Source organism: Thermobacillus sp. ZCTH02-B1 (assembly GCF_002159085.1).
Lineage (GTDB): Bacteria > Bacillota > Bacilli > Paenibacillales > Paenibacillaceae > Thermobacillus.
Genome location: NZ_LZRU01000005.1, coordinates 81,403 through 106,365, shown reverse-complemented (window position 1 = coordinate 106,365; position 24,963 = coordinate 81,403). Strand labels below are relative to the sequence as shown.

Sequence of the window (24,963 nt, the reverse complement as noted above, 5' to 3'; positions counted from 1 at the left end):
GACTATCCCGTCCTCCTTCGGGAGAGGCGGGATCGTTTTGTATAAAACCGGAAGGGAGCCTCGACGCAAGTTCGAAGCTCCCTTTGTCACGAGATCAGGATTTGCCCGTCAATCTGCGGATAATCTCGGCTTCCCGCGCCTCGTTCCATTCCCGCACCATGCGGGGCATGAGGAACAGGTCGACGATGATCCAGATGAACAGCACCAGGCCCGCGAGCAGCATGATCAGGATGAAGAAGATGGACGCGGCCGTCAAATCCTCGTCATCGCCGGTCATGATGAAAGCCAGGAAGTAGCACATGACGGCAATCAAAAAAAGGATCAGCTGAATCGTTCCGCTGACATGCCGCTTCAGATAGAATCGGTGTACGCCCAGATGCCCGCCCAGCAGCAGCAAATACGCGAGCCCCAGCGATTTCTCCACGTGCCGCATCTCGCTCTGCAGCACGAGGAGCTGTTCAAGCGTAAGATCGTGCTTCTTCATGGTCCATCAGAAGGTGTGGGGAGCCGGCGGACCCTGTTCGGCAATCATTTGCGAGACGAGGCGGTACTCCAGCTCGCGGTTGTGCTCCTTCACCCAGTTGTGGAGCAGGAAGGCGTCCACCACCCACCAGATGAAGGTGACGAAAATTCCAATGATCGTGATGCTCAGGATGAGCTGGGCGATCGCCGAACCCGTCCGCTTCATGTAGAACCGGTGGCCTCCGAGGAAGCCGAGGAAGTACCACAGCACATAAGCGACGATCATGTTCTTGCCCTGATTCTTGATTTCGGATTCCACGATCATGAGCTGTCTGGCATCAAGCCTGCTTTTCATGGCGATCAAGTCCATGCGCACCAATCACCTCAAAATAAAAAATGTGGGCGGCCATCACCACAAGACAGCTTAACAAGCGATTCAAATCTTGACAAGTATCCGCATTGATGGACAACTCCGGAGCCGCAAAGCGCCATGCAATCCGTGGACATGGGATCGACGGCGGGGTCGTGCGAAAGCCGTTACGCCGCTTACGCCTTTATCATATGAGGCGGAGAGGAGACTATGCCCCGGGAATGAATACGGGTGGTGACGCCGTAAAAAGCGGGTGGAATCCGTAAAGGCGCAATCAAGCGAAAATCCCCTCGCCCAACGCGAGGGGGACTTTTTCATGCTTCCGCGGGAAGGCCGGTCAATACTGGCGGTTGGCCACTTCCTTCTCCGCGAGCACCTCGGTGAACACGCTTTCCGGCGGGACGATCCGCTTCGGCAGCGTGCGGCCTTCGTAGATTTCCCGGACGGCCTGCATCAGGATCGGGCCGAGGAGCGGATTGCATTCCACCACGCAGTTGATTTTGCCCTCCACCATCATCTCGAATGCCTTGCGCGTGCCGTCCACCGAAATGATGACGATGTCTTTTCCGGGCCTCAGCCCGTATGCCTCGATCGCCTCGATGGCGCCCAGCGCCATGTCGTCGTTGTGCGCGAACAGCACATCGATCTCGCCGCCGCTCTCCCGCAAAAATTGGCGCATGACTTCGGCGCCCTTCTCCACGGTGAAGTCGGCCGGGGCCGAATACACGATGTTCATGTCCGGCCGCTCCCGGATGATGTCCCGAAAGCCCCGGCCGCGCTCGATGGAAGGGGAGGATCCTTCCGTGCCCTGAAGCTCCGCGATGATGACGGGACCGGGGTCGTTGCGCTTTTTGTCCAGCAAATATTTGCCCGCCTTGCGGCCTTCTTCGTAGAAATCCGCGCCGATGAACGTGACATACAGGGAAGGATCGCTGATCTGGACGGCGCGGTCGGACAGGATGACCGGAATGCCGGCCTGCCTCGCCTCGGTCAGGATGTCCTCCCAGCCCGTCTCGATGACGGGGGCGAAGGCGATCACGTCGACCTTCCGCTCGATGAAGCGGCGGATCGCTTCGATCTGCTTCTCCTGCGATTGCTCCGCGTTGTCGAAGAGCAGCTCGATGTCCGCTTCCTTCGCGGCCTCCCGGATCGATCGCGTGTTGGCGTTGCGCCAGTCGCTCTCGGAGCCGAGCTGGGAGAATCCGAGCACGATCCTTCGCTTCTCCCCGGCGATGGCTTCGGACGGGAGATCGGGGGACCGGGACTCGTCCGCTTCCGGCCGCGGATCGGCCGGCGCCGCCGCTTCGCGGCTGCAGCCCGCGAGCAGGACGCAGCAGACGATGAGCAGATGGACCAAGGCCATGCCCGTTCGGTTTGACCCGAGCATTCGCATCCCCTCCCCGAATCCCATTATAGCCCACAAGACAGCCTACACGGATCGGCCCCGGGCGGTACGCGCGGTGAAAACCCGCTGCAGCAGGATGAACAGGAACAGCAGCAGGCCGATGACCATCTTCGTCCACCAGGAGCTGAGCGTGCCCTCGAAGGTGATGATCGTCTGGATGACGCCCTGGATGAGGACGCCGAAGAACGTGCCGATCACATAGCCGGAGCCGCCGGTCAAGAGCGTCCCCCCGATCACGACCGCCGCGATGGCGTCCAGTTCCAGTCCGACCGCGTGCAGGCCGTATCCCGAGAGCATATAGAACGTGAACACGACCCCGCCGAGCGCGGAGCAGAAGCCGCTGAACGCGTAGACGAGCATTTTCGTCCGCGCCACCGGAAGCCCCATCAGCACCGCCGACGATTCGCTGCCCCCGATCGCGTAGGTGTTGCGTCCGAAGCGGGTGTAATGCGCGAGATATACCGCCAGCAGCACGACCAGCAGGGCGATCACGACGCCGATCGAGATGAAGCTGCCGCCGGGCAGACGGATTTTGGCCAGCGCCATCTTCGTATAGAACGGATGGTTGATCGAGATCGTATCGATGCTGATCACATAGCAGAGCCCCCGGGCGAGGAACATGCCGGCCAGGGTGACGATGAACGGCTGGATCTGAAAGTAATGGATGATCGCGCCCATCATCCAGCCGAACGAGGTGCCGACGGCCAGCACGAGCGGAATGACGGCCGCCGGCGGCCAGCCGGCCTGCATGATGAGGCTCGCGGACAGCATGGTGGTCAGCGCCACCATCGAACCGACGGACAGATCGATGCCGCCCGACAGGATGACGAACGTCATGCCGACGGCCACGATCAGCAGGAAGGCGTTGTCGATGAGCAGGTTCATGAACACCTGCGTCGAGAGAAATCCCGGATACCGGAGCGAACCGGCCAGGAACATGAGGATGAACAGGCCGATCGTCACCAGAAGCGGGATATATTTGCGATCAACCATGTCGGCTCACCTCCTGCCGGGATGCGACGGGCTTCCGGGGCACGCCGCGCGCGGCGATGGCGCGGCGGAACGAAGGGGACTGGATCAGGCAGACGGCCAGCACGACGAACGCCTTGACGACGAGCGTGATTTCCGGCGGCACGCCCAGCATGTAGATCGTGGTCGTCAGCGTCTGGATCAGCAGCGCGCCGACCAGGGTGCCGGCGAGCGAGAACCGGCCGCCGGCGAGCGAAGTGCCGCCGATCACGACGGCGAGAATGGCGTCCAGCTCGATCCACAGCCCGGCGTTGTTGCCGTCCGCGCTGGAGACGTTCGAGCTGGTGATCAGCCCGGCGATGCCGGCGCACAGCGCGCAGAACATGTACACCGCAAGCAGGATCGAGCGGGAACGGATCCCGGCCAGCCGGCTCGCCGCCGGGTTGCAGCCGATCGCCTCGATGAACATGCCGAGCGACGTCCGGCGGGTCATCCAGGCGGCGAACAGGAAAACCAGGGCCGCCAGATAGACGGAGAACGGCAAGGTGAAGAGCCATCCGGCGCCGATGAAATGGTACGGCTTGCTCGTCACCGTGATGATCTGCCCGCTCGTGATGAGCTGCGCGATGCCGCGGCCGGCGACCATCAGAATGAGCGTGGCGATGATCGGCTGGATGCCCGCTCCGGCCACCAGCAGCCCGTTCCACAGGCCGAGCGCGACGGAGACGGCGAGCGCCAGCAGGACGGCGCCGAGCACCAGGTGCAGCGATTGCTGGTCGGCGCCCCGGCTGATCGTCAGGCAGGCCATCGCGCCGGAGATGGCGACGAGCGAGCCGACCGACAGATCGATTCCCCGCGTGGCGATGACCAGCGTCATCCCGACCGCGACGATGGCCAGGGGAGAGCCGAAGTTCAGGATGTCGATCAGGCTGCCGTACAGGTGGCCGTTCTGGTAACGGATCGCGAAAAATTCCGGCTTGAGCAGCAGGTTGATCAGCAGCAGGCCGCCGAGCGCGGCCAGCGGCCAGAACAGGTGGCTGTTTCTCCATCGGAACGGCATGGCGTCACCCTCCCGCGATCGCCTGCATGATCGCCGATTGCCGGATCTCTACGCCGGCCAGGTGCCGCACGTGGCGCCGGTCGCGCAGGACGGCGACGCGGCTGCTGACGCGGATGACCTCCTCCAGCTCGGAGGAGATGAAGAGCACGGCCATGCCCTTTTCCGACAGCGACAGCACCAGCCGCTGGATCTCGGCCTTTGCGCCGACGTCGATGCCGCGGGTCGGCTCATCCAGAATGAGCAGCCGCGGGTTCATGAGCAGCCAGCGGGCAAGGATCACCTTCTGCTGATTGCCGCCGGACAGATTGCGGATGAGCTGTTCGGGGTCGGCGGGCCGGATGTCGAGCGCCCGGATGTATTCGTCGGCGATCTCCTCCTGCCGCCTGCGGGACAGCGCGCGGAACCAGCCGCGGTGCGCCTGCAGCGCCAGAATGATGTTCTCCCGCACGGTCAGATCCTCGATGATGCCTTCGGCCTTCCGGTTCTCCGAGCAGAAGGCGATGCCCCGGTCGATCGCCTTGCGCGGCGAATCCAGCTTCGCTTCCCTGCCTTCCACGAAACACTTCCCCTGATCGGCGCGGTCGGCGCCGAACAGCAGCCGGGCCGTCTCCGTTCGTCCCGATCCCAGGAGGCCGGCCAATCCGACGATCTCGCCGCTTCCGATGGCCAGATCGAACGGCTCGACGCCTCCCTTGCGCCCCAGCCCGGCCGCTTGCAGAAAGGGACGTTCCCCGCCGGCGGACGGGGGGGTCCGCTTCGGCAGGCTGCCGAGCAAATCGAGGTCCTTGCCGATCATCTTCTGCACGAGCTCCACGCGCGGCAGCTCACGGGTCGGGTATTCGCCGATGAACCGGCCGTTGCGCAGAATCGTGATCCGGTCGGACACTTCGTACACCTGGTCGAGGAAATGGGTGACGAACAGGATGGCGAGCCCCTGCCGCTTCAGATGGCGCATGATCGCGAAGAGCCGGTTCACCTCGTCCCGGTCGAGGGAGGACGTCGGCTCGTCCAGGATGAGCAGCCGGGCCGAGATGTTGAGGGCGCGGGCGATCGCGACGAGCTGCTGGACGGCGATCGAAAAGCTTCCCAGCGGCCGGGTGACGTCGAGCTTCACGTTGAGCCGTTCCGCAAGCAGCGCTTCGGCGGCGCGGTTCATCGCCCGCCACGAAATGCGGCCGAACTTCCGCGGCTCCCGGCCGATGAAGATGTTCTCGGCCACGGACAGGTTCGGGCACAGATGGATCTCCTGATAGACCGTGCTGATGCCGGCCTGCTGCGCTTCGAGCGGGCTTCTCGGGTGAAACGGCCTGCCCTCCCATTCCACCTCGCCCCCGTCGATCGGATAGACGCCGGTCAGCACCTTGATCAGCGTCGATTTGCCGGCGCCGTTCTCGCCCATCAGGGCATGCACTTCCCCGGCGAACATCCGGAAGTCGACGCCGTTCAGCGCGTGGACGCCGGGGAACCGTTTGTGAATGCCGGTCATTTTCAGGATCGGTCGGTTTTCGCTCATGCTGCCGCCTCCTGTACGAAGGGTGAAGGACAAGGCCGTCCCGTCCCGATGCGTGGGACGGGACGGCCGTCTGTCAAGCCGCCGCCGGAAGGCGGATCAGTATTTGCGGTACGGCAGGGCGGCTTTCGCTTCTTCCGACGTGAACGCTCCTTCCTCGGTGACGATCCGTTTCGGCACTTCCCTGCCTTCCACCACCGCGATCACGGCTTCCATGAGCTGCGGTCCGAGGAGGGGATTGCACTCCACGATGAAGTTGATCTTGCCTTCCGCCGCGGCCTGCATGCCGTCCCGGATGGCGTCGACCGTAATGATGATGATGTCCTTGCCCGGCACGAGCCCGGCCGCTTCGATCGCCTGGATCGCGCCGAGCCCCATGTCGTCGTTGTGGGCGTACAGCACGTCGATGTCCTTGTGCGCCTGCAGGAACGACTGCATGACTTCCTTGCCCTTCGCCCGGGTGAAGTCGCCGGTCTGCGACGCGATGATCCGGAGGTTCGGATTTTCCCTGATGACCTCTTCGAATCCGGCCTTCCGGTCGATCGCGGGAGCCGATCCGGTCGTCCCCTGCAGTTCGACGATGTTGACCGGTTCCGTGGCATCCTTGAATTGCTCCAGCAGCCAGCGCCCGGCGCGGCGGCCCTCCTCCACGAAATCCGAGCCGATGAACGTGACGTACAGCGATTCGTCATCCGAGTCGATGGCGCGGTCGGTCAGGATGACGGGGATGCCGGCTTCCTTCGCCTCCCGCAGCACCGTCTCCCAGCCCGACTCGACGACCGGCGAGAACGCGATGACGTCGACCTTCTGCTGGATGAACGAGCGGATGGCCTTGATCTGGTTCTCCTGCTTCTGCTGCGCGTCGGAAAATTTCAGCTCGATGCCCGCCGCGGCCGCGGCTTCCTTGATCGATTCCGTGTTCGCCGTGCGCCAGCCGCTTTCCGCGCCGACCTGGGAGAAGCCGAGGACGATCTTTTTGCCCGCGCCGGAGGACGAGCCGCCGCCTGATTCGGTGCTTTGTGTCGACGGGCCGTTCGAATCGGAACCGCCGCCTCCGCCGCCTGACGAGGGTTGGTTGCCGCCGCCGCACGCCGTGACGATCAGACAGGCGGCCAGCAGCACAATGGGCAAGATCTTCCGTACGTTCACTTTCGTTTACCTCCCTGCATCCGACATCTGCGTGCAGCGCACACCCCCATCATAAAACGCTTCCAATCCGGAAAAATACGGAGACACAAGGGAGAATGGTGTGCTTTTTTTTGGCGATTCGGAGGCAGGGGGCGGAAAGGTGGGGCGGTTTGTTGAAATGGTAGAATTTTTTATTTTTGCATACGCTTTCAACGTTTCCTGATATAGAATACGGGTATAAGACTTGCAGGGAGAAGGTACGGACCCCGACATGCGAAACCCGGCGCATTGGATGTTCTCCAGTCTGCGGGTCAAGATGCTCGCGATGTTCGTGATGCTGACGCTCGTTCCGCTGATCGCCGTCGGCATCGTCTCGTACCAGAAATCGTTCCGGACGATTTCCGAGCACAGCAAGGCCGCCTTTCAGCTCGCCGCGGACCGGCTCGCCCGGGACATCGACGTGCTCTTCCAGGACACGGCGCGTCTGCTCGAGCTGGAGAACCACCAGGCCGTGCTCCGCTATCTGTTCTCCCAGAACGATGCCTACGACGACGCGAAGGATATCCTGCAGGCCTTCGACCTCTACCGCAAAACGTACCGGAACGAGAGCGTGCTGAACATTTCGATGGTGAATCTGTACGGCCGGGGCATCAGCGAGCGGAAGGGCGTGTTCGCCCTGAGCCAGAATCCGCTCCGCAACCCGCATTTTCAATATTTGATGAACGCGCCGGACGAGGTGCTCATCGTGCCGCCCGACGAGTCGCTGCCGCAGGATCGGCTGGACGGCTCCCGGTACGATTCGGAGAACGTCGTGTCGATCATGACGACGATCAAGCAGCGGATCACCCGCGAGGTGATCGGGTTCATCGTCATCGATTTGGATGCCGATACGGTGATGAATTACATCCGGGACGCGATGTCCGGACACGTCGGGTATTTCTTCGTGGCGGATCCGTCCGGCAAGCCGCTGTTCGCCACGGGGTTCGATCCGTCCGACGAACGGCTGTTTCCGCCCGCCTCGGCGTTTGCCCACCGTCTGGACCGGAAATCGGGCAGTTTCGTGGAAGACGGGCCGGGCGGGCCGATGCTGGTCACCTATACGACCTCGGATGATACCGGCTGGAAAATGATCGGCATGGCGCTCCTGCGCGACATTGTGCGGGACGCCTACGAAATCCGGCGGCTCATCTTCCTGAGCGTCGGGCTCAGCATCGTGTTCACGATCGGCCTCCATGTCTATATCACGTCGCGGCTGACCCGGCCGATCCAGATCCTGAAGCACAAGATGCGCAAGGCGGCCTCGGGCTTTCTCGAAGTGAAGGTGAAGCCCGCCGGCAACGACGAGCTGGCCGATCTCGGCAACAGCTTCAACCTGATGATCGAGCAGATCAAGATGCTCATGGAACGCAGCATCCGCGAGCGTGAGCAGGTCCAGAAGGCGGAGCTTCGCACGCTGCAGGCGCAGATCAATCCCCATTTCCTCTACAACTCGCTCGATTCGATCGTCTGGATGGCGGAGGCGGGAAAAACCCGCGAAGTGATCCGGCTGGTGCAGGCGCTGTCCCGTTTTTTCCGCATCAGTCTGAGCAAGGGACGGGATCTCATCTCCGTCGGGGAAGAGGTGGAGCATGTCCGCAACTATCTCGTCATCCAGCAGATGCGCTATTCCGACATCCTGGAATACGAGATCGACGTTCCGCCCGAGCTTCGGACCGTTCCGATTCTGAAAATGACGCTCCAGCCGATTGTGGAAAACGCGCTGTACCACGGAATCAAGAACAAGCGGGGAAAGGGGCGGATCCGGATCACCGGCGCCCCCGGCCGGGACCGGACGCTGCGGCTGCTCGTCACGGACAACGGCATCGGCATGAGCGAAGGGAAGCTCGCCGAGCTCCGGCTTCTGCTGGAGGATCATCCGCCGCCGCAGGGAGAGGGCGAGCCGGAGAGCGGCTTCGGACTCCTCAATGTGCAGCGGCGCCTTCGCCTGTACTACGGCCCGCAATACGGCATCGCCATCGACAGCCGGGAGGGCGTCGGCACGATGGTGGAAATCACGATTCCGGTTCAAGGGGGGATGCCGCTTGAAGAAAGTGTTCCTGGTGGACGATGAGATTGTCATCCGGGAAAACATGCGGACCTGCATCGATTGGGAAAAGGAAGGGTTCGAATACTGCGGCGACGCGCCCGACGGGGAGATGGCCCTCCCGCTCATCGAGAAATTGAAACCGGACATTCTGATCACCGACATCCGCATGCCGTTCATGAACGGCCTGGAACTGAGCGCGATCGTGCGCAAAATGCTGCCCGGCATCAAAATCATCATTCTGAGCGGCCATGACGAATTCGAGTACGCCCGGCAGGCCATCCGCATCGGGGTGGAAGAGTACTGCCTGAAGCCGGTCAGCGCCGAGGACATCATCCGGGTGCTGAAGATCGTCAGCGCGAAGGACCATCCGCATGAGGAGAAGCGGGCCCCGGCGGGCGTGGCGGACCGGGCGGGCTTTCTCGGCGATGACCTGCCGGATCAGCCCGGCATCGATCGGGCGGGGTACATGGAGTTTCTGAAGGTCGGCACGCCGGAGCAGAAGGAGACGCACATCCGCCGCATCGCGCAGGACCTGCGGAACGTGGACTGGGAGTCGTCGCTCTATGGGTTTTTCCTGCTGCATGACCTGACCGTGAGCGTGTTCCGGGAGGCGAAGGAACAATTCGGCGAGCATGTCCGGCCGGATGACTGGCTGCAGGAGATGAAGAGCCGGATCAGCAGCATCCGCTCCTGGGAAGAGGCCTGCGCCTATCTGGGCCGGCTCGCGGAACTGTTCTGGCATTGGCGCTCGCAGGCCAGCGACCGCTACGGCGCCCTGATCGCGCGGGTGAAGCAATATGTGCAGGAACATTACGGCGAAGAGGGGCTGTCGCTGAACGACGCGGCGAAGCATGTCAATGTCAGCCCGAGCCACCTGAGCAAGGTGTTCAGCCAGGTGACCGGCATGACGTTCATCGAATATTTGATGGAAACCCGGATCAAGAAGGCGATGGAGCTCTTGCTGTCGACCGGGGCCAAATCCTACGAGATCGCGAGCCGGGTGGGCTATCAGGATTCGCATTATTTCTCCAATGTGTTCAAGCGGATGACGGGCATGACGATCCGCGATTTTCGCAAGCGGGGCAGGGTGGAACCTCCGGAGCTCCGGCGGGAAGGAGGACGGCATTGAAGCGGAAATCGTGGAAGCGGACGGCCGTGAAGGTGATGAGGGCGGCGCCGGTCCTGATCCTGCTGACGGCGGCGGCGCTCTCCGGCTGCCGGGAGCAGCCGCCGTCCCGCGCAAGCGCGCCTTCGGTTTCCGAAGCGAAAGCGGCGCCGGCGCGGACCTTCGGCATCATCTATCCGATGGCGGACGCCTACTATGAGGCGGTGACGGAGAGCGCCGCGCGGGCGGCGGAGGCGGCGGGCGTGCGGCTGATCATCAAGGCGCCCGACGAGGCGAATCTGGAGCAGCAGATCCGGATGATGGAGACGATGATCAAGCAGGGCGTGGACGGCATTGCGATCAGCCCGATCCATTCGGACATGCTGGCGCCGGTCATCGACAAGGCCGTGGACGCCGGAATCCCCGTCATCTGTTTCGAATCGGACGCTCCGGACAGCCGGCGGCTGTCCTATATCGGAACGGACAACATCCGGGCCGGCGAGCGAATGGGCGAGGCCATTGACGGATTGCTGAAGGGACGCGGGATGATCCTGGTGTCGACCGGGTTCTCGGACAGCCTGCATTTGCGCGAGCGCCTGGAAGGATTCCTCGGCTATATCCATCGCGAGACGGACATCGACGTGCTGGAGGTGCGCTACAACGAGGGCATCCCCGGGCAGGCGCTGACGGAATTGGAGGGCATGATCGACGATCATCCGCACTTCGACGCGTTCGTTGCCCTCGACTTCGTGTCCGGGGCGACCTCCGTCCTGGTGTGGAAGGCGATGGGGCTGAACCGGTACGCGCTGACCTTCGGCCTGATGCCCGATATCACCGAGGCGTTGCGCAACGGACAGATCACGATGGCGATCTCCCTGAACGAACATCGCTGGGGAACCCTGATCGTCGAACAGCTCCTGAAGGCCTGCAACGGGGAGGAGATTCCCGGCTTTGTGGATACGGGGATCACGCTGGTTGACGCCGGGACGGCCGGGCGGAAAACCGGCGGATGAGAAGCGGAATCCCCCTCGGATCGAGGGGGAGGGGGGCCGGACGCTCCGGGCCTGCGGAGCCGTCCGTCCGCCGCGGGGTGAGGCATCCCGCTCAGCGCTGGAAGAATTCGATCCATTCATTCTCGGGACCGTAAATGAAGAAATAGCGATGTCCGTTCGGCAGCGTGGTGATCGAGTCGAAACCGGGGACCAAGGATACGCCGTCGAGCTTCCGGATGCGCTCGTATTCGGCCTCGATATCGTCCACGGTGAATGCGACGTGATGGACCTTGCCCTCGTTCGGCAGGTTGTCGTTGTACCCCTGGATCAGTTCGATCTCCGTCTCGTCGGAACCGCCGAATCCGAGGAACGCGAGCTCCAGCACGCCGTTTGGATGGGTGAAGCGGCTTTTTACCTCGAGTCCGACGACCTCCGTGTAGAAGCGGATGCTCGCTTCCAGATCCTTCACGATGATCCCCACATGATCGATCCTTTTGCGCGCCATGGCGACGACCTCCTCCGGGATGGCTTGCACTTCCATCGTAAGCATCAAATTCTAAGTAGTCAAGTAAGAATAATGGGAATAAAATGACCGCAACCTGGTGCGATGGCGGAAATCGGCATGCAAACCCGCTTTGCCTATGGTCGCCCGTTGATGTAGAATAACGTTGTGCTTGAAAGTAACGCTTGTGTCACATTGAACGCGGGTTTTTTCCGGAGATACTGTAACAATACCAAAAGGGTAAGGGTGAGGCGGCTTGAGCAAATCCGGCAAATCGCATTTCTGGGCGCTGCTGCTGTTCTCCGTCGGCGTCTTCATGGCGGCGCTCGACAACGGGATCATCAGCTCGGCGCTGACGACGATCAACCGGCACTTTGACGTGTCGGACAACTGGGGCGCCTGGGGCGTCACGATCTACACGCTGGGCCTCGCGATCAGCCTGCCGATCGCGGGCAAGCTGTCCGACCGGTACGGCCGCAAGCGGCTGTTCATCGCGGAGATCATCCTGTTCGGCCTCGGCTCCCTGTTCGTGGCGCTCAGTCCGACGTTCGAGCTGTATTTGGCGTCGCGCTTCATCCAGGCGCTGGGCGGCGGAGGCATTTTCATCATCGGCAACTCGCACATCCTGAGCACGGTCGAGCCCGACAAGCAGGCGAAATATCTCGGGATGCTCGGCGGGATGAACGGAATCGCGGCCATTCTGGGCCCGAACATCGGCTCCTTCCTGCTCGACTGGACGGGGAACTGGCACATCCTGTTCCTGATCAACGTGCCGATCGCCGTCGCGCTCGTGATCCTGGGGCTCATGCGGCTGCCGGAGTCGGCGGACCCGAACACGGGACGGCTGGATCTGCCCGGAACCGTCATCCTGTCGCTGGCGATTCTGTCGCTGATGTACGGCCTTACGAACATCGACGTCGATTTCTGGGCAAGCTTCAGGGAATGGGACGTCTCCGCCTTCATCGGGGCAGGCGTGGTTCTGTTCATCATCCTGCTTCTGTACGAGTCGGCGCTGGAGCGCCGCAAGTCGGGTGACCCGATCCTGCCGATGACGCTGGTCAGACAGCCACGGTATCTGATGGTGCTGCTCATCGGCATGCTGTCCGGCGGGATGCTGGCGGGCATGATTTTCATTCCGGGCTTCACGGAGAACGTGCTCGGCATCGAGGCGGAGAAATCCGGCTACTGGATGACGCCGCTGGCGCTCGCATCGGGGATCGGCGCAGGCATGGGCGGCATGATGGTGTCGAAACGCGGTCCCATTTTCACCGTCGTGCTGTCCGGGGTCGTGACGGCGGTCGGCTTCGCCCTGTTCCCGCTGTGGACGGAACTGAAGTGGCAGTTCATCATCTCCAGCATGATCGCCGGCGTCGGCATCGGGATCATCCTCGGCGCGCCGCTCAACATCCTGGCGACCGAAGGCCTTCAGTCGAACAAGGGCACGGCGCTGGCGTCACTCTCGCTGCTGCGCCAGATCGGCATGACGATCATGCCGACGATCTACGCCGGATTTATCGCGCGCGGCTTCAACAACATGGGCGAGCTGTTCCGGACGGAATTTCGCGACATTCTGAACGCGAATGTCGAGAAGGCGAATCTGTCGCAGGAGGCGATGAACGAGCTGGCGGAGATCGGCCGGCATATGGCGTCCGGAGGCGGGGAATCCGTGAGCGCCGGTCAAATCGCGGAAATGATCGGCCGGATTCAGGATCCGGCGCTCCGGGAAGTGATCCGCGACAGCGTCGCCGAGATCACGCGGATGGCTGCGGAGAACGGCTACGGCGGCCTGTACTGGTCGGCGGCCGCGCTGGGCGTGCTCGTCATCGCCGCGGCGTTCATCCTGGCGCCGATGCGTCGGAACATCGCGGTGCCGGCGGCGGAAGGTTCAGGCATGGAATGATAGCGAAAGGACATTCGCATGCGGATGGCGGATGTCCTTTTTTCATTGCGGCTTCAGCGGCTTGCGCGGGTCGTGCGCAACGGCTTCTGCGCGGAGCTGTGCCGGAACCGTTGCGCCGGCGGGCAGCTGGCATGGGGGTGTTTCGATCCGGTTCCGGAACGCTCTATAATAATCGTGGGAAAAGGGCATCCCGGAGGAAGCCGTCGAGGCTGTCCGGGCGGCGGGAAAAATCTCGCCGATCCGTATTTCTGACCGGTCCGACTCATGTTATAATAATCCCATTTGAAAAAGTTGAACAAGCGCATTTCCTTCCCGCGGGCTTGCGCAGGAACGCGCTTGGACACGGCTGAATTTGCGGCAACGGGAGACATCCGAATGGCCACCCTGCTCCTCATCGTCATCTATCTGGTGTTCATCAGCCTCGGACTGCCGGATTCCCTGCTCGGCGCGGCGTGGCCCGTCATGCGGGACGATCTGGGAGCGCCCCTCGGCATGGCGGGGGTGCTGTCCGTCACGGTCACGATCGGCACGATCGTCTCCGCCCTGTCCACGAGCCGCGTCGTCCGGCGCTTCGGCACGGCGCGTGTCACGCTGATCAGCGTCGCGATGACGGCCGGCGCGCTGCTCGGCTTCTCGATCGCGCCGTCCGTCCTGTGGCTCGCGGTCTGCTGCGTTCCGCTCGGACTCGGCGCAGGCGCCGTCGATTCCGCGCTCAATCATTACGTCGCGGGACACTACGCCGCCCGCCACATGAGCTGGCTGCACTGCTTCTGGGGCGTCGGCGTGACGGTCAGCCCGATGATCATGGCCGCGTACCTGGAAGACGGCGCGTGGAGGGGCGGGTACCTGACCGTCGGCCTCATCCAGAGCGCCATCGCGGCGATCCTGCTGCTCTCCCTTCCCCTGTGGAGCAGGATGGAGCGGCGGAACGGCGACGAAGCGGCGGGGGACGGGGCGCCGGCTTCCGAAGAGCGGGACGGGAAGCCGAAGAACGCGGCCGCCATCAAATTCGCGCTCGCGACGTTCCTGTTCTACTGCGGCGTGGAGGTGACGGCGGGCCTGTGGGGCAGCAGCTATCTGGTCAACGCGAAGGGGCTTTCGGCCGACGAAGCGGCCCTGTGGGTCTCCATCTACTTCGCCGGCATCACGATCGGGAGATTCGTGAACGGCTTCGTCACCTACCGGTACAGCAACAAGACGCTGATCCGGGCGGGCGAGCTGCTGGCGCTGGCCGGCACGCTGCTCCTTGCGCTGCCGCTGCCGACGGCGTTTTCGCTTGCAGGCTTTCTGATCACCGGCCTGGGATTGGCCCCGATCTTCCCGAGCATGCTGCACGAGACGCCGGTCCGGTTCGGCGAGGCCCACGCCGGCAGGATCATGGGCTGGCAGATGGCGACCGCCTATACGGGCGCCGCGTTGCTGCCGCCGCTGTTCGGCTGGCTGGCCGGCCATATCACGATCCATTTCTTCCCGTCGTACCTCGCGCTGATGGCGGCGGCCATGCTGCTGGCAACGGAGCGGTTGAACGCGCTGACGGCGCGCCGGAGCGGACATGCGGCGGGCAAATGAATGGTGGAAAGAAACCCGCTTGGAAGGGAACCGTATTAAAGAATGTCGGTTGTTCACGCGGACCGTTGACGGCAGGCCGTTCATGCCGGCGCGGCGGCTGCGGTCGGGAATCGTCCGGACGAATCACGGAGCCGACTGGTGAGGGAGGAACGTTCGTTGAACATCTGGCTGGAGTATGTGTGGGCGCTTTTGATCCTCGTCGTGCTCGAAGGGCTGCTGTCGGCGGACAATGCGCTGGTGCTCGCGGTCATCGCGAAGCATCTTCCGGACAAACAGAAGACGAAGGCGATCAATTACGGCATCCTGATGGCCCTCGGCTTCCGGTTCGCCGCCCTGTTCGTGATCTCGTTCATCGCGAACGTGTGGCAGGTGCAGGCGATCGGCGCCCTGTACCTCCTCTATCTCGGACTCAAGCACGTCATTCGGGATTTTCTGGGGAAGAAGGAGGAGCCCAAGGAGCAGGAGGAGGAGAAAACGTCGCCCGCCAGAGGCTTCTGGAGCACGGTCGGCAAGATCGCGTTCGCCGATCTGGTCTTCGCGATCGACTCGATCCTCGCCGCGGTCGCACTCGCGCTCGGCCTGCCGGACTCGCCGTTCGGCAACTTCGGGGGCATGGACGCCGCCCAGTTCACCGTCGTCGTGCTCGGCGGCATCGCCGGCCTGGTGCTGATCAAGTTCGCCGCCGAGCTGTTCATCCGTCTGCTCGAAAAGCGTCCGGCGCTTGAGACGACGGCCTACGCCATCGTGGCCTGGGTCGGCGTGAAGCTGGCCGTCATCACACTGGCCCACGAAGACATCGGCGTGATTGATCACCATTTCCCGCACAGCACGGTCTGGACCGTTACGTTCTACGGCGTGTTGATCGCGCTCGCGCTGATCGGCTGGTTCTCGCCCGCGAACCGGCGGGCCGAGCGGAAAGCGGAACAGCACTGAAGGACGTGCGGGACATCCCGTTAACGGCTTCACGGCGCGGCTTGACGGCGAAAGGATGCCATGCCGCGGACAACAGCTGTTCATCCTTGGATGGACAGCTTTTTTCTTTATCTTTCAATCTGAAACCAATAATGCTACACTAGGGGGAGAACGACGGATTCGGAGACGATTGCGAGACTTCACGGCGCCCCGGCTTGCTGCGGCGCCTGTCTTGTGTCCGCAAATCGCAAAAACGGAAAGGCTGGAGACGATCAACCATGGGCGACAGACGAAATCGCGCGGATGTCATCCTGATCGGCGCGGGCATCATGAGCGCGACGCTCGGCACGATGCTCAAGGAACTGGCGCCGGAGTGGGACATCCTGGTGCTCGAACGGCGCTCGCGGCCGGGCGAGGAAAGCTCGAACGAATGGAACAACGCGGGCACCGGCCACGCGTCGCTGTGCGAGCTCAACTACACGACCGAGAAGGCTGACGGCTCGATCGACATCAGCAAGGCGATCAAGGTCAACGAGGACTTCCAGCTCTCCCGGCAGTTCTGGGCGTACCTCGTGCGGCGCGGCCTCATCCGCGATCCGCAGCAGTTCATCATGCCCGTGCCGCACATGAGCTTCGTGCAGGGCGAGAAGGACGTCGCCTTCCTGAAGAAGCGGCATGAGGCAATGTCGAAGAACCCGCTGTTCGAAGGCATGGAATTTTCCGACGATCCGGACCGGCTGGCGGAATGGATTCCGCTGATGATGGAGGGCCGCACGATCGACCGGCCGATCGCGGCGACCCGGATCGAATCGGGGACGGACGTCAACTTCGGCGCGCTGACGCGCCTCCTGTTCGACCATCTGAAGGAGCGGGGCGCGGAGATCCTGTACCACCGCCAGGTCGAGGACATGAAGCGGAAGGGCGGCGCCTGGGAGCTGAAGGTGCGCCATACGGAGAGCGGCGCCGTCGAGCGGTACGAGGCCCCGTTTGTGTTCATCGGCGCGGGCGGCGGCAGCCTCCTGCTGCTGCAGAAATCCGGCATCGCCGAGGGCCGCGGCATCGGCGGCTTCCCGGTCAGCGGCCTGTTCATGGTCTGCCGGAATCCGGAGCTGGCCGAACGGCATTACGCGAAGGTGTACGGCAAGGCGGCGATCGGCGCTCCGCCGATGTCGGTGCCGCACCTCGACACGCGGTTCATCGACGGCAAGCCGTCGCTGCTCTTCGGCCCGTTCGCGGGCTTCACGCCGAAGTTCCTGAAGTACGGCTCGAATCTCGACCTGCTGAAATCCGTCAAGCCGCACAACCTGGTCACGCTGATCGCGGCGGGATTCAAGAACATGTCGCTGACGGCGTACCTGATCCGGCAGCTCATGCTGACGAAGGAGCAGCGCGTCGAGGAGCTGCGGCAGTTCGTTCCGACGGCGCGCGGCGAGGACTGGGACCTGATCGTCGCCGGTCAGCGCGTGCAGATCATCAAGGATACGGAAGCCGGCGGGCGAGGCACGCTGCAGTTCGGCACCGAGGTGATCAGCGCGGCCGACGGATCGGTCGCGGCGCTGCTGGGAGCGTCGCCGGGTGCTTCGACCTCCGTGGCGATCATGCTGGAGGTGATCCGGCGCTGCTTCCCGAACCGGCTGGACGGCTGGCGCGAGAAGATCGCCGAAATGGTGCCGTCCTGGGGCATCAAGCTGTCCGGGAACCCGGACCTCGTCCGCGAGCTGCATGAAGAGACGACGAAGACGCTCGGACTGGACCGCGTCGTGCATCCCGCCGCGCGGAAGCAGGCGGCCGCCGCGACCAGCTGATCGTTTCCGTCCGGCACGAAGGCGGACCGTGACGTCCGAACGGCGTCGCGGTCGGTCTTCTTTGTTTTTCGGAAAAAGGCCGCGCCGCGTGCGTCGCGTGCGTATGGTATAATGAAGGGCAAAGGTGAGTGGAAACGCATTCGCATGTTCGGCCGGCCCGACGGTTTCCGCCGGAATGGATGTCGCCGCGGCGGCCCCGCGGCTTTCGGGGAGAAGCGTGTCCCGTGCCTCGGCGCCGCGGGACGCCGTTCTGTCCGCCGATTCGGCGGGGATTCCCGTATAACCGCGGACCGGCGGGGCCATGATGGGAAGAACGACGCCATTCTTCCGTCATGGCAGGTGTTACAGATGAACGCCGTTTTGCATCCGATGCTGGCTCTGGCGTATGCGGTGCTGATCGGGTACGGCATGGCCGTCCGGCGCCGCGGCGCCCCCGCCGGCCTGTGCCTCGCGCTGCTCGCGGTCACCGCCGCGCTGATGTGGGACAATCTCGTGCTCGCCGCCGGCGCGTGGGCGGAAGCGGGCGAAGGCTTCGAGCGGGTGCACATCAGCCGCTTCCTGCTGCACGCCTGCGTCACGCCGCTGCTCGTGCCCGCCTCGCTGGCGTTCGTCCGGCTGGCCGGAGCGGAATGGGCGGGCCGGGCGTGGGCGGTGACGGCGGCTGCCCTTCTGACGATCGGACTGATTGCGCTTGAGCTTGCGGTTTCCGTGGCGCGTCTCCGCCTGGAACCGGTCTTCGACCACGGCATCCTGACCTACGTGCCCGCCGGGAGGTCCGCGGCGGGCGGCTGGATGATCGCCGTCGTCATGGCCGCGCTGCTCGCCGCCGGCTGGATCGTCTTCCGCCGCGGCGGGCCGGCCGCGCCGCTCGCGGCATCGCTCGCGATGCTGTGCGGCGGGGGCCTCGCGCCGCTCGTCGGCGTCCCGTCCCTGCACAACCTGTTCGAGCTTGCCCTCGCGGCGTCTCTGTGGTTCGCCCTGGACCGAATGGCCGTCCGCACGCCGCGGTTGTCAAGGACTGGGGGGTGAAGCCATGAACATCCTCGTAACACTCAACGCCAATTATCTATGGCCGCTGACCACCATGCTCACCTCGCTCTTCGTGAACAATCCTGGCGAGCGGTTCACGGTATACCTCATGCACTCGAGCATCGACGACGCCCCGCTGGAACGGCTCGGCGCCTATATCGCGCGGAACGGCGGCCGGCTGGAGGTCATCCGCGTGGACGACGGGGCGTTTGCGGACGCGCCGGTGCTCCTGCATTACACGAAAGAGATGTATTACCGGCTGCTGGCGCACCGCTTCCTGCCCGCCGGGATCGACCGCATCCTGTATCTCGATCCCGACATCCTCGTGCTGAATCCGATCCGGCCGCTGTACGAGACCGATCTGGACGGCTATCTGTACGCCGCGTGCTATCACGACAAATACATCAAGGAGATCAACCGCATCCGGCTGATGCCCTACGACATCGATTATTATTTCAACTCGGGCATGCTGCTGATGAACCTGCCGCTCCTTCGCGAGCACGTCCTGGAGGACGTCATCTACCAGTTCGTCGAGAAGAACCGCACGCGGCTGCTCATGCCCGACCAGGACATCCTGAACGCCCTCTATTCGAAAAAAATCAAACCGCTGGACGAGATCCTGTACAACTACGACGCCCGCTTCTACCTGTACTACAAACTCAAGACGAACGGGCTGTGCGACATGGACTTCGTGATCAACCGCACCGTCATCCTCCATTTCTGCGGCAAGAAGAAGCCCTGGACCCGCGCGTACAGCGGCCGGTTCCTCGCGCTGTACAAGCATTACGAGCGGCTGACGCGGCTCGGCCTCGAAGCCGTGGACGCGGCGTCCGCTTCCGCGCCGGAGCCGGCGACGGAGGCCGGACCGTTCGCTCCCGTTCCGGAATAGGCACCCGTGCATGGGCGTCCGCATAGGATGGGGAAAAACCCATCCGACAGGAGGACGTGCGATGCCGATATCACCGGGTACCCACGCGGTGTACACCGTTCGTCCGGGAGATTCGCCGTACTCGATCGCGAATCAGTTCGGCTCGTCCCTGGCCGATCTCCAGCGGTCGAACGCGCTGTACCCGCCGGTTACGGATCCCGGGCTCATCTACCCGGGCCAGAAACTGCTCGTCCGCGTGCCGGGCACTTCGCAGGAGAGTGTCGTGCTGCACCAGGTGACGGAAGGGGATACGCTCTTCCGGCTCGGGGAGCGCTACTCCGCCGGCGTTGACATGCTGGCGGCGCTGAACCGGATGGAGCAGCCGGACATCCTGAGGGTCGCGCAGCTCGTCTACATCCCCGCCTTCGTATACGAAGTGGAACCGGGGGACACGCTCTGGCGGATCGGGATCCGGTTCGGGGCGTCCCTGAACGAGCTGGCGTGCGCGAACGCGGGCCGCGCCGGCTTCTCGCCGGACGTGCCTTTTCCCGGCTACAAGCTGGTCGTTCCGCTGCCGTCTTCGACCAACATCGTCGTCTTCCGGCCGCTGCCCGGTACGCGCGTCGCCGCGGGCACGCCCCTCGCCGGCAGAGCCCGGGAATTCGAGGCGAACCTGCTGTACCGGATCCGGGACGACGCGGGCCGGATCGTCGCGCGCGAGCGGGTGGTCACGGCGTCGGAGGGCGCGCCGGCGTTCGGCACCTTCAGCGCGCCGCTCGTCTTCGACGCGGCGCCGGCGACGCCGGCGGGAAAGATCCAGGTCTATACGCGCAGCCCGCGGGACGGCAGCATCCAGGATCTCGTCGAAGTCCCCGTCCTGTTCTGAACCGCATCCCCCGTGCGCAAAATGGAACGCCAAACCGTGCATACTACGGTTTGGCGTTTCTTTGTGCGCATCGTTCAAGGAATGTCCACAACTCCTGGCCCTTCTTGGTCATGCGGAAGCGCGCCGCGCGTTCTACGATGGATGCAGGAGGGTTCGGGAAGGCGGTGACAACATGCTGACAAAGTCCGGACACTCGGCTGCGGAACGCCGGATGAAGCGGGAAACGGCGGAGTCCGCCGCGGCGCGCGGAACGCCCGGAACCGCCGGGCCGCGAAGCACGCGGCGGAAGGCGCCGGGATGGCTGGCGGCGGTGGCGCTGTTGGTCCTGCTGGCGGCGTGCTCGCGCGAGAATTTGCAGCAGATCGGTCTGATCGGCATCGAAGGGACGCTCGCGGTCGAGCCGGCGGAGATCGAGGCCGGCGGGACGGTGTCGATGAAGGCGGTGTTCACCGGCGTGGAGCTGGACGAGAACGCGAACGTCCAGTTCGTCGTCATCGCGGACGGACAGCCGACCACGCTGAAACACCGCTTCGAGGGCGACAACACGTACACGGCCGAGCATACGTTCGACAAGCCGGGCGTCTACGACGTCGATCTCCATCTGTATTACGAAGACGTGCACATCTACAAAAAGAAGCAGGTGACGGTGCGATGACGCGGACCGGCCCCGGCCTGCGGCTGCGGCGGACGGTGGCGATCGCGCTGATCGCGGCGCTCGCGCTGGCCGCGCCGCCGGCGCTTCGGCCGGCCGCCGCGGCGGAGGAGCCGATTCCGCTGCAGCCGCTCGTCGACGCGGCGCCGGAGGGCGCCGTGCTGCGGCTTGAGCCCGGCGCATACGCCGGTCCCGCCGCGATCGGCAAGCCGCTGATGATCGAAGCGGCGGCGGACGGCGCCGTGACGATCGTGAATGCGGGGGAACGGCCCGCGGTCACGGTGACGGCGCCGGGCGTGAGCCTGCGCGGGCTTGCGATCGTGCAGACGGGCGGGCGCGACAGCCCGGCGGTGCTCGTCACGGCGCCCGGCGTCCTGCTCGACGGGCTCGACATCGAGACGGAGGGCTTCGGCATCCGCCTCGAGCGGGCCGACCGGACGATCGTGCGCGGCAGCGCGGTCCGCTCCGCGCAGCCGCCGGGCGGCCGGTTCACGGAGCGGAAGAACGGCATCGACCTGTACGAGACCGACGGCGCGGTGATCGAGCACAACACGGTCGTCGCGATGTATGACGCGATCTACATCGAGAACAGCGACGACGTGCGGATCACCGGCAACACCGTCGAGTCGTCGCGCTACGGCATCCACGTCATGTATTCCGACCGCACGGTCATCACCGGCAACACCGGACGGATGAACGTGACCGGCGCGATGGTGATGACGGCGGAAGGCGTGCTGGTCGAGGAGAACCTTTTTGAAAAGCAGAGCGAGAACGTCAACTCCCAGGGCATCCTGCTGTTCGCGGTCCGGCATTCGGTCGTGCGCGGCAACGCCGTCTCCGGCAACCGGGTCGGGATTTTCGTGGAAAGCTCGTCGGACAACCGGATCGAGGACAACGAGATCCGGGACAATTTCATGGGGATGCAGCTCCTCGATTCGGAGGGCAACCTGATCACGGGGAACCGGTGGATCGGCAACGTCGCGGACGCGGGCGCGAAAGCAAGCAACGCAAACCGGATCGAGCGGAATTTCTGGGACGCGTTCAGCGGCCTCGACGCGGACGGCGACGGCGCCAGCGATCTTCCGTACGCCGTCAACCCGTTCTTCCTGTCGCTGACGGAGCGGCGGCCGGTGTTCCAAATCCTGTTCCAGTCGCCGGGCATGAAGTTTCTCGAGGGGCTGTACGGCGCGGACCGGAGCGGCTGGGCGGCCGACGCCGCGCCGCTCATGAAGCCCGGCCGCGGGACGGAAGGTGCGGGCAGGGAGACGGGACGGGCCGCGGGGGTCGCGGGAGCGGGCCTGCTGGCGTTGTCCTGCGCCATCATCATCCTGGCTAGGAGGAGAGCGACATGAGCTATCGTCGGGTTGCGGTGACGCTTGCGTTCGTCATGGCAGCCTTCCTTAGTGTGGCATGCGGCAAAAACGAATATGCGGCGCGGGCGGTGAACGAGGAGACGGACCGGTGCGCGCAATGCAACATGGCCGTCGCGGACGATGCGCACGCGACGCAGATCGTGCTCAAGGACGGGCGGGCGCTCATTTTCGACGACATCGGCTGCATGTACGCGTGGATGGCGGAAAACGGCGACGACGAGGTCGGACAGGCGTTCGTCCGCGATTATCACGACCTCGGATGGATCAAGCTGGAGAAGGCGTACCACGTCTACGACGCGTCGTTCCGGACGCCGATGGCGTACGGCGTGCTGTCGTTCGCGAGCAAGTCCGACGCCGAGGCGTTCATCGCGGAGCAGGGAAAGGGCGTCCTCATGACGGCGGACGACCTGTCCGGCCATTCGTGGGAACGGAACCGTGACATGATGGAAGGCATGGAAGAGCACGGCCACGGAGCCGACGGCGCGATGCACGGAGAAGACGGCGCACACGATGGCATGGATGCGGGCGGGCACGATGCCGTCCACGGCGGCGAGGCCGTGCATGGGCAGGAGGGCGGACATGAAGGCGACGGCGCAGCCGGTGCCCCGGCCGGCGGCCATGAAGCCGGCGCGATGCCGGAAGACGGCGCGGCTCACGGCGGCATGGCCATGCAGGAAGCGGGTCAAGGCACGGGCAGCGGTGACGGCCATGGCGATGCCGCCGGCGGCGAAGGCGCAGATGTTCACGGCGGCCCCGCCCGCGGTGCCGGCCCGGCGGGCGACGCGGTGGCCGCGGGTGACGCGCATGCTTGAGGTGGCGGTCCGGGAAATCCGGACCGGCTTCCGCAATCCGTGGGCGTACTCGTTCCTGGCGCTGTTCGCGCTGTTCATGCTCGCCCTGCTGCTGATCAACGCGCAGGGGTACGTGCGGGGATATTCCGGCGTGACGGGCACGATGCTGAACCTCGTCCTGTACCTGCTGCCGCTCATGACGCTGATGCTGGGGTCTTTTTCCCTGACGGGCGAGAAGGAAGACGGCGGCTGGGAGCTGCTCTCCACCTACCCGCTGACGACGGGCGCCTGGCTGCTCGGCAAGTACGCCGGCCTCGCCGTCGTGCTGCTCGCGATCGCGGCGTTCGGCTTCGGCCTCGCGGGCGTCGCCGGCTGGGCGGCGGGCAGCGGGTTCGGCTTCCGGACGTACGTCGTGCTGCTCGCGTTCTCGGTATGCCTCGCGCTGATGTATCTCGGACTTGCGATGCTCGTCGGCGCGCTGGCCCGCAACCGGTGGCAGGCGCTCACGATCTCCGCCGCCGTCTGGTTTTTCACGGTCATGGCCTGGCCGGCGGTCATCATCGCGGTGCTCGGCATGCTGCCGTATCCGTGGATCCGGCCGGGTGTCTCCGTGCTGACGCTGTTCAACCCGGCCGAGCTGGCCCGGATCTTCGCGGTCGTCAAGCTCGGCGGCGGTTCGATGTTCGGGGCGGACTACGCGGGCTGGGTGACGTGGTTGCGCGGGGGGCGCGGAACCTGGGCGTTCGCCGGCGTCTGCCTCGCCTGGATCGGGGGCTGCCTCGGGTTGTCCGGATGGCTGTGGGAGAGGGGGCGCAGGCGTGGCTGAACCGGTGCTGGTCATGGAACACGTGCGGAAATCGATGCGCCGGCAGGCGGTCATCCGGGATGTCAGCCTCGCGGCGGAAGCGGGGCAGGTGATCGCGCTGCTCGGCGGCAACGGCGCGGGCAAGAGCACGATCCTGCGGCTGATCGCCGGCATCCTGCACCCGGACGCGGGGGAGATCCGTGTCGGCGGGCTGCGCTGGAAGGACGACCGGCTGGCGTATGCCGAACGGATCGGCTACATGCCCGACGACTTCCGGTTTCCCGGCGGTCTCACGGCGATGGAGACGATGGCGTTCTGGGCGAAGCTGCGCGGCCTGCCGAAGAGCCGGGCGGCCGAGGCGCTGGCCGAAGTGGGGCTCGCGGACACCGGGAAGAAGCCGGTGGCGTCGTTCTCGAAGGGGATGCGGCAGCGCGTGCTGTTCGCGCAGGCGCTGCTCGCGCGGCCGCCGCTCGTCCTGCTCGACGAGCCGACGAACGGGCTCGACCCGTACTGGATGGAGAGCTTCATCCGGCTCGTGCGCGAGGCGGCGGAGCGGGGGCAGACGGTACTGTTCTCGACGCACCAGCTCGAGATCGCGGAGGCTGCGGCCGACCGCATTGTCTTCCTGCGGGACGGTGCCGTGATCCACGATATCGCCGCGGGCGGGGGCGGCGCGGACGGGCCGCAGGCGCTGCGCGAGGCGTTCATGCGGATGTACGGCATACCGGTACGCCGGTGACGGCGGCGGGCGATGACCCGTCCGGCAGGTTGCACGCCCGCACAT

General features: G+C 64.5%; 23 protein-coding genes. 15 read left to right on the top strand and 8 right to left on the bottom strand.

The annotated features are described in order from the left end of the window. Positions 1-94: 94 nt before the first annotated feature. The 7 genes from A9Z00_RS01525 to A9Z00_RS01495 form a co-directional block, all read right to left on the bottom strand. Positions 95-484 (bottom strand): NINE protein, encoded by a 390-nt coding sequence (locus tag A9Z00_RS01525; protein ID WP_296973601.1) that lies wholly within the window; start codon positions 482-484, stop codon positions 95-97. A 6-nt stretch (positions 485-490) separates the two neighbouring features. Then, positions 491-832, bottom strand: a complete 342-nt coding sequence (locus A9Z00_RS01520; RefSeq protein ID WP_296973599.1) for a TM2 domain-containing protein — start codon at positions 830-832, stop codon at positions 491-493. A 337-nt stretch (positions 833-1,169) separates the two neighbouring features. Continuing rightward, positions 1,170-2,219 carry an ABC transporter substrate-binding protein gene (locus A9Z00_RS01515; protein WP_296973598.1) on the bottom strand — a complete coding sequence of 350 codons (1,050 nt, stop codon included), beginning with the start codon at positions 2,217-2,219 and terminating at the stop codon, positions 1,170-1,172. A gap of 42 nt (positions 2,220-2,261) precedes the next feature. After that, on the bottom strand, positions 2,262-3,230 hold the full coding sequence (yjfF, locus tag A9Z00_RS01510; RefSeq protein ID WP_296973596.1) for a galactofuranose ABC transporter, permease protein YjfF: 969 nt from the start codon (positions 3,228-3,230) through the stop codon (positions 2,262-2,264). Beyond that, entirely contained in the window at positions 3,223-4,266 is a 1,044-nt protein-coding gene (locus A9Z00_RS01505; RefSeq protein WP_296973594.1) for an ABC transporter permease, read from the bottom strand. The genes yjfF and A9Z00_RS01505 overlap by 8 nt, the downstream gene beginning before the upstream one ends. Positions 4,267-4,270: 4 nt before the next feature. Next, positions 4,271-5,779 (bottom strand): sugar ABC transporter ATP-binding protein, encoded by a 1,509-nt coding sequence (locus A9Z00_RS01500; protein WP_296973593.1) that lies wholly within the window; start codon positions 5,777-5,779, stop codon positions 4,271-4,273. Positions 5,780-5,875: 96 nt separating this feature from the next. Beyond that, positions 5,876-6,925, bottom strand: coding sequence for an ABC transporter substrate-binding protein (locus A9Z00_RS01495; protein WP_296973592.1), 1,050 nt, complete (start codon positions 6,923-6,925; stop codon positions 5,876-5,878). A gap of 250 nt (positions 6,926-7,175) precedes the next feature. On the opposite strand from A9Z00_RS01495, the gene A9Z00_RS01490 reads away from it, so the two are divergent. The 3 genes from A9Z00_RS01490 to A9Z00_RS01480 are packed head-to-tail and all read left to right on the top strand — an operon-like array spanning position 7,176 to position 11,108. After that, positions 7,176-9,014 (top strand): sensor histidine kinase, encoded by a 1,839-nt coding sequence (locus tag A9Z00_RS01490; RefSeq protein WP_296973591.1) that lies wholly within the window; start codon positions 7,176-7,178, stop codon positions 9,012-9,014. Further along, positions 8,995-10,119, top strand: coding sequence for a response regulator transcription factor (locus A9Z00_RS01485; protein ID WP_296973650.1), 1,125 nt, complete (start codon positions 8,995-8,997; stop codon positions 10,117-10,119). The genes A9Z00_RS01490 and A9Z00_RS01485 overlap by 20 nt, the downstream gene beginning before the upstream one ends. Beyond that, positions 10,116-11,108 carry a sugar ABC transporter substrate-binding protein gene (locus tag A9Z00_RS01480; RefSeq protein ID WP_296973590.1) on the top strand — a complete coding sequence of 331 codons (993 nt, stop codon included), beginning with the start codon at positions 10,116-10,118 and terminating at the stop codon, positions 11,106-11,108. Before A9Z00_RS01485 ends, A9Z00_RS01480 begins: the two co-directional genes overlap by 4 nt. A 91-nt stretch (positions 11,109-11,199) precedes the next feature. Here A9Z00_RS01480 and A9Z00_RS01475 read toward each other — a convergent pair whose 3' ends face one another. Then, entirely contained in the window at positions 11,200-11,592 is a 393-nt protein-coding gene (locus A9Z00_RS01475; RefSeq protein WP_296973588.1) for a VOC family protein, read from the bottom strand. A gap of 253 nt (positions 11,593-11,845) precedes the next feature. On the opposite strand from A9Z00_RS01475, the gene A9Z00_RS01470 reads away from it, so the two are divergent. From A9Z00_RS01470 to A9Z00_RS01415, 12 genes are all read left to right on the top strand, one after another. After that, entirely contained in the window at positions 11,846-13,489 is a 1,644-nt protein-coding gene (locus A9Z00_RS01470; protein ID WP_296973587.1) for an MFS transporter, read from the top strand. 375 nt (positions 13,490-13,864) lie between these two features. Then, positions 13,865-15,058: an MFS transporter gene (locus tag A9Z00_RS01465; RefSeq protein ID WP_296973585.1), complete on the top strand. Its 1,194-nt coding sequence runs from the start codon at positions 13,865-13,867 to the stop codon at positions 15,056-15,058. A gap of 156 nt (positions 15,059-15,214) precedes the next feature. Continuing rightward, complete coding sequence (locus A9Z00_RS01460) at positions 15,215-15,991, top strand: TerC family protein (RefSeq protein WP_296973583.1); 777 nt, start codon at positions 15,215-15,217, stop codon at positions 15,989-15,991. 257 nt (positions 15,992-16,248) lie between these two features. Further along, entirely contained in the window at positions 16,249-17,775 is a 1,527-nt protein-coding gene (mqo, locus tag A9Z00_RS01455; protein ID WP_296973580.1) for a malate dehydrogenase (quinone), read from the top strand. 348 nt (positions 17,776-18,123) lie between these two features. After that, the gene (locus tag A9Z00_RS01450; protein ID WP_296973579.1) at positions 18,124-18,804 is read left to right on the top strand and encodes a hypothetical protein; all 681 of its coding nucleotides are present in this window, start codon (positions 18,124-18,126) and stop codon (positions 18,802-18,804) included. Positions 18,805-18,808: 4 nt separating this feature from the next. Then, positions 18,809-19,693, top strand: a complete 885-nt coding sequence (locus tag A9Z00_RS01445; RefSeq protein WP_296973577.1) for a glycosyltransferase family 8 protein — start codon at positions 18,809-18,811, stop codon at positions 19,691-19,693. Between the two features lie 61 nt (positions 19,694-19,754). Further along, the gene (locus tag A9Z00_RS01440; protein WP_296973575.1) at positions 19,755-20,558 is read left to right on the top strand and encodes a LysM peptidoglycan-binding domain-containing protein; all 804 of its coding nucleotides are present in this window, start codon (positions 19,755-19,757) and stop codon (positions 20,556-20,558) included. A 310-nt stretch (positions 20,559-20,868) separates the two neighbouring features. Then, the gene (locus A9Z00_RS01435) at positions 20,869-21,213 is read left to right on the top strand and encodes a hypothetical protein (RefSeq protein WP_296973574.1); all 345 of its coding nucleotides are present in this window, start codon (positions 20,869-20,871) and stop codon (positions 21,211-21,213) included. Next, complete coding sequence (locus A9Z00_RS01430; RefSeq protein ID WP_296973573.1) at positions 21,210-22,562, top strand: right-handed parallel beta-helix repeat-containing protein; 1,353 nt, start codon at positions 21,210-21,212, stop codon at positions 22,560-22,562. The genes A9Z00_RS01435 and A9Z00_RS01430 overlap by 4 nt, the downstream gene beginning before the upstream one ends. Continuing rightward, on the top strand, positions 22,559-23,395 hold the full coding sequence (locus A9Z00_RS01425; protein WP_296973571.1) for a nitrous oxide reductase accessory protein NosL: 837 nt from the start codon (positions 22,559-22,561) through the stop codon (positions 23,393-23,395). Before A9Z00_RS01430 ends, A9Z00_RS01425 begins: the two co-directional genes overlap by 4 nt. Continuing rightward, on the top strand, positions 23,388-24,200 hold the full coding sequence (locus A9Z00_RS01420) for an ABC transporter permease (RefSeq protein ID WP_296973648.1): 813 nt from the start codon (positions 23,388-23,390) through the stop codon (positions 24,198-24,200). The genes A9Z00_RS01425 and A9Z00_RS01420 overlap by 8 nt, the downstream gene beginning before the upstream one ends. Next, positions 24,193-24,918 carry an ABC transporter ATP-binding protein gene (locus A9Z00_RS01415; protein ID WP_296973568.1) on the top strand — a complete coding sequence of 242 codons (726 nt, stop codon included), beginning with the start codon at positions 24,193-24,195 and terminating at the stop codon, positions 24,916-24,918. The genes A9Z00_RS01420 and A9Z00_RS01415 overlap by 8 nt, the downstream gene beginning before the upstream one ends. Positions 24,919-24,963 lie beyond the last annotated feature (45 nt).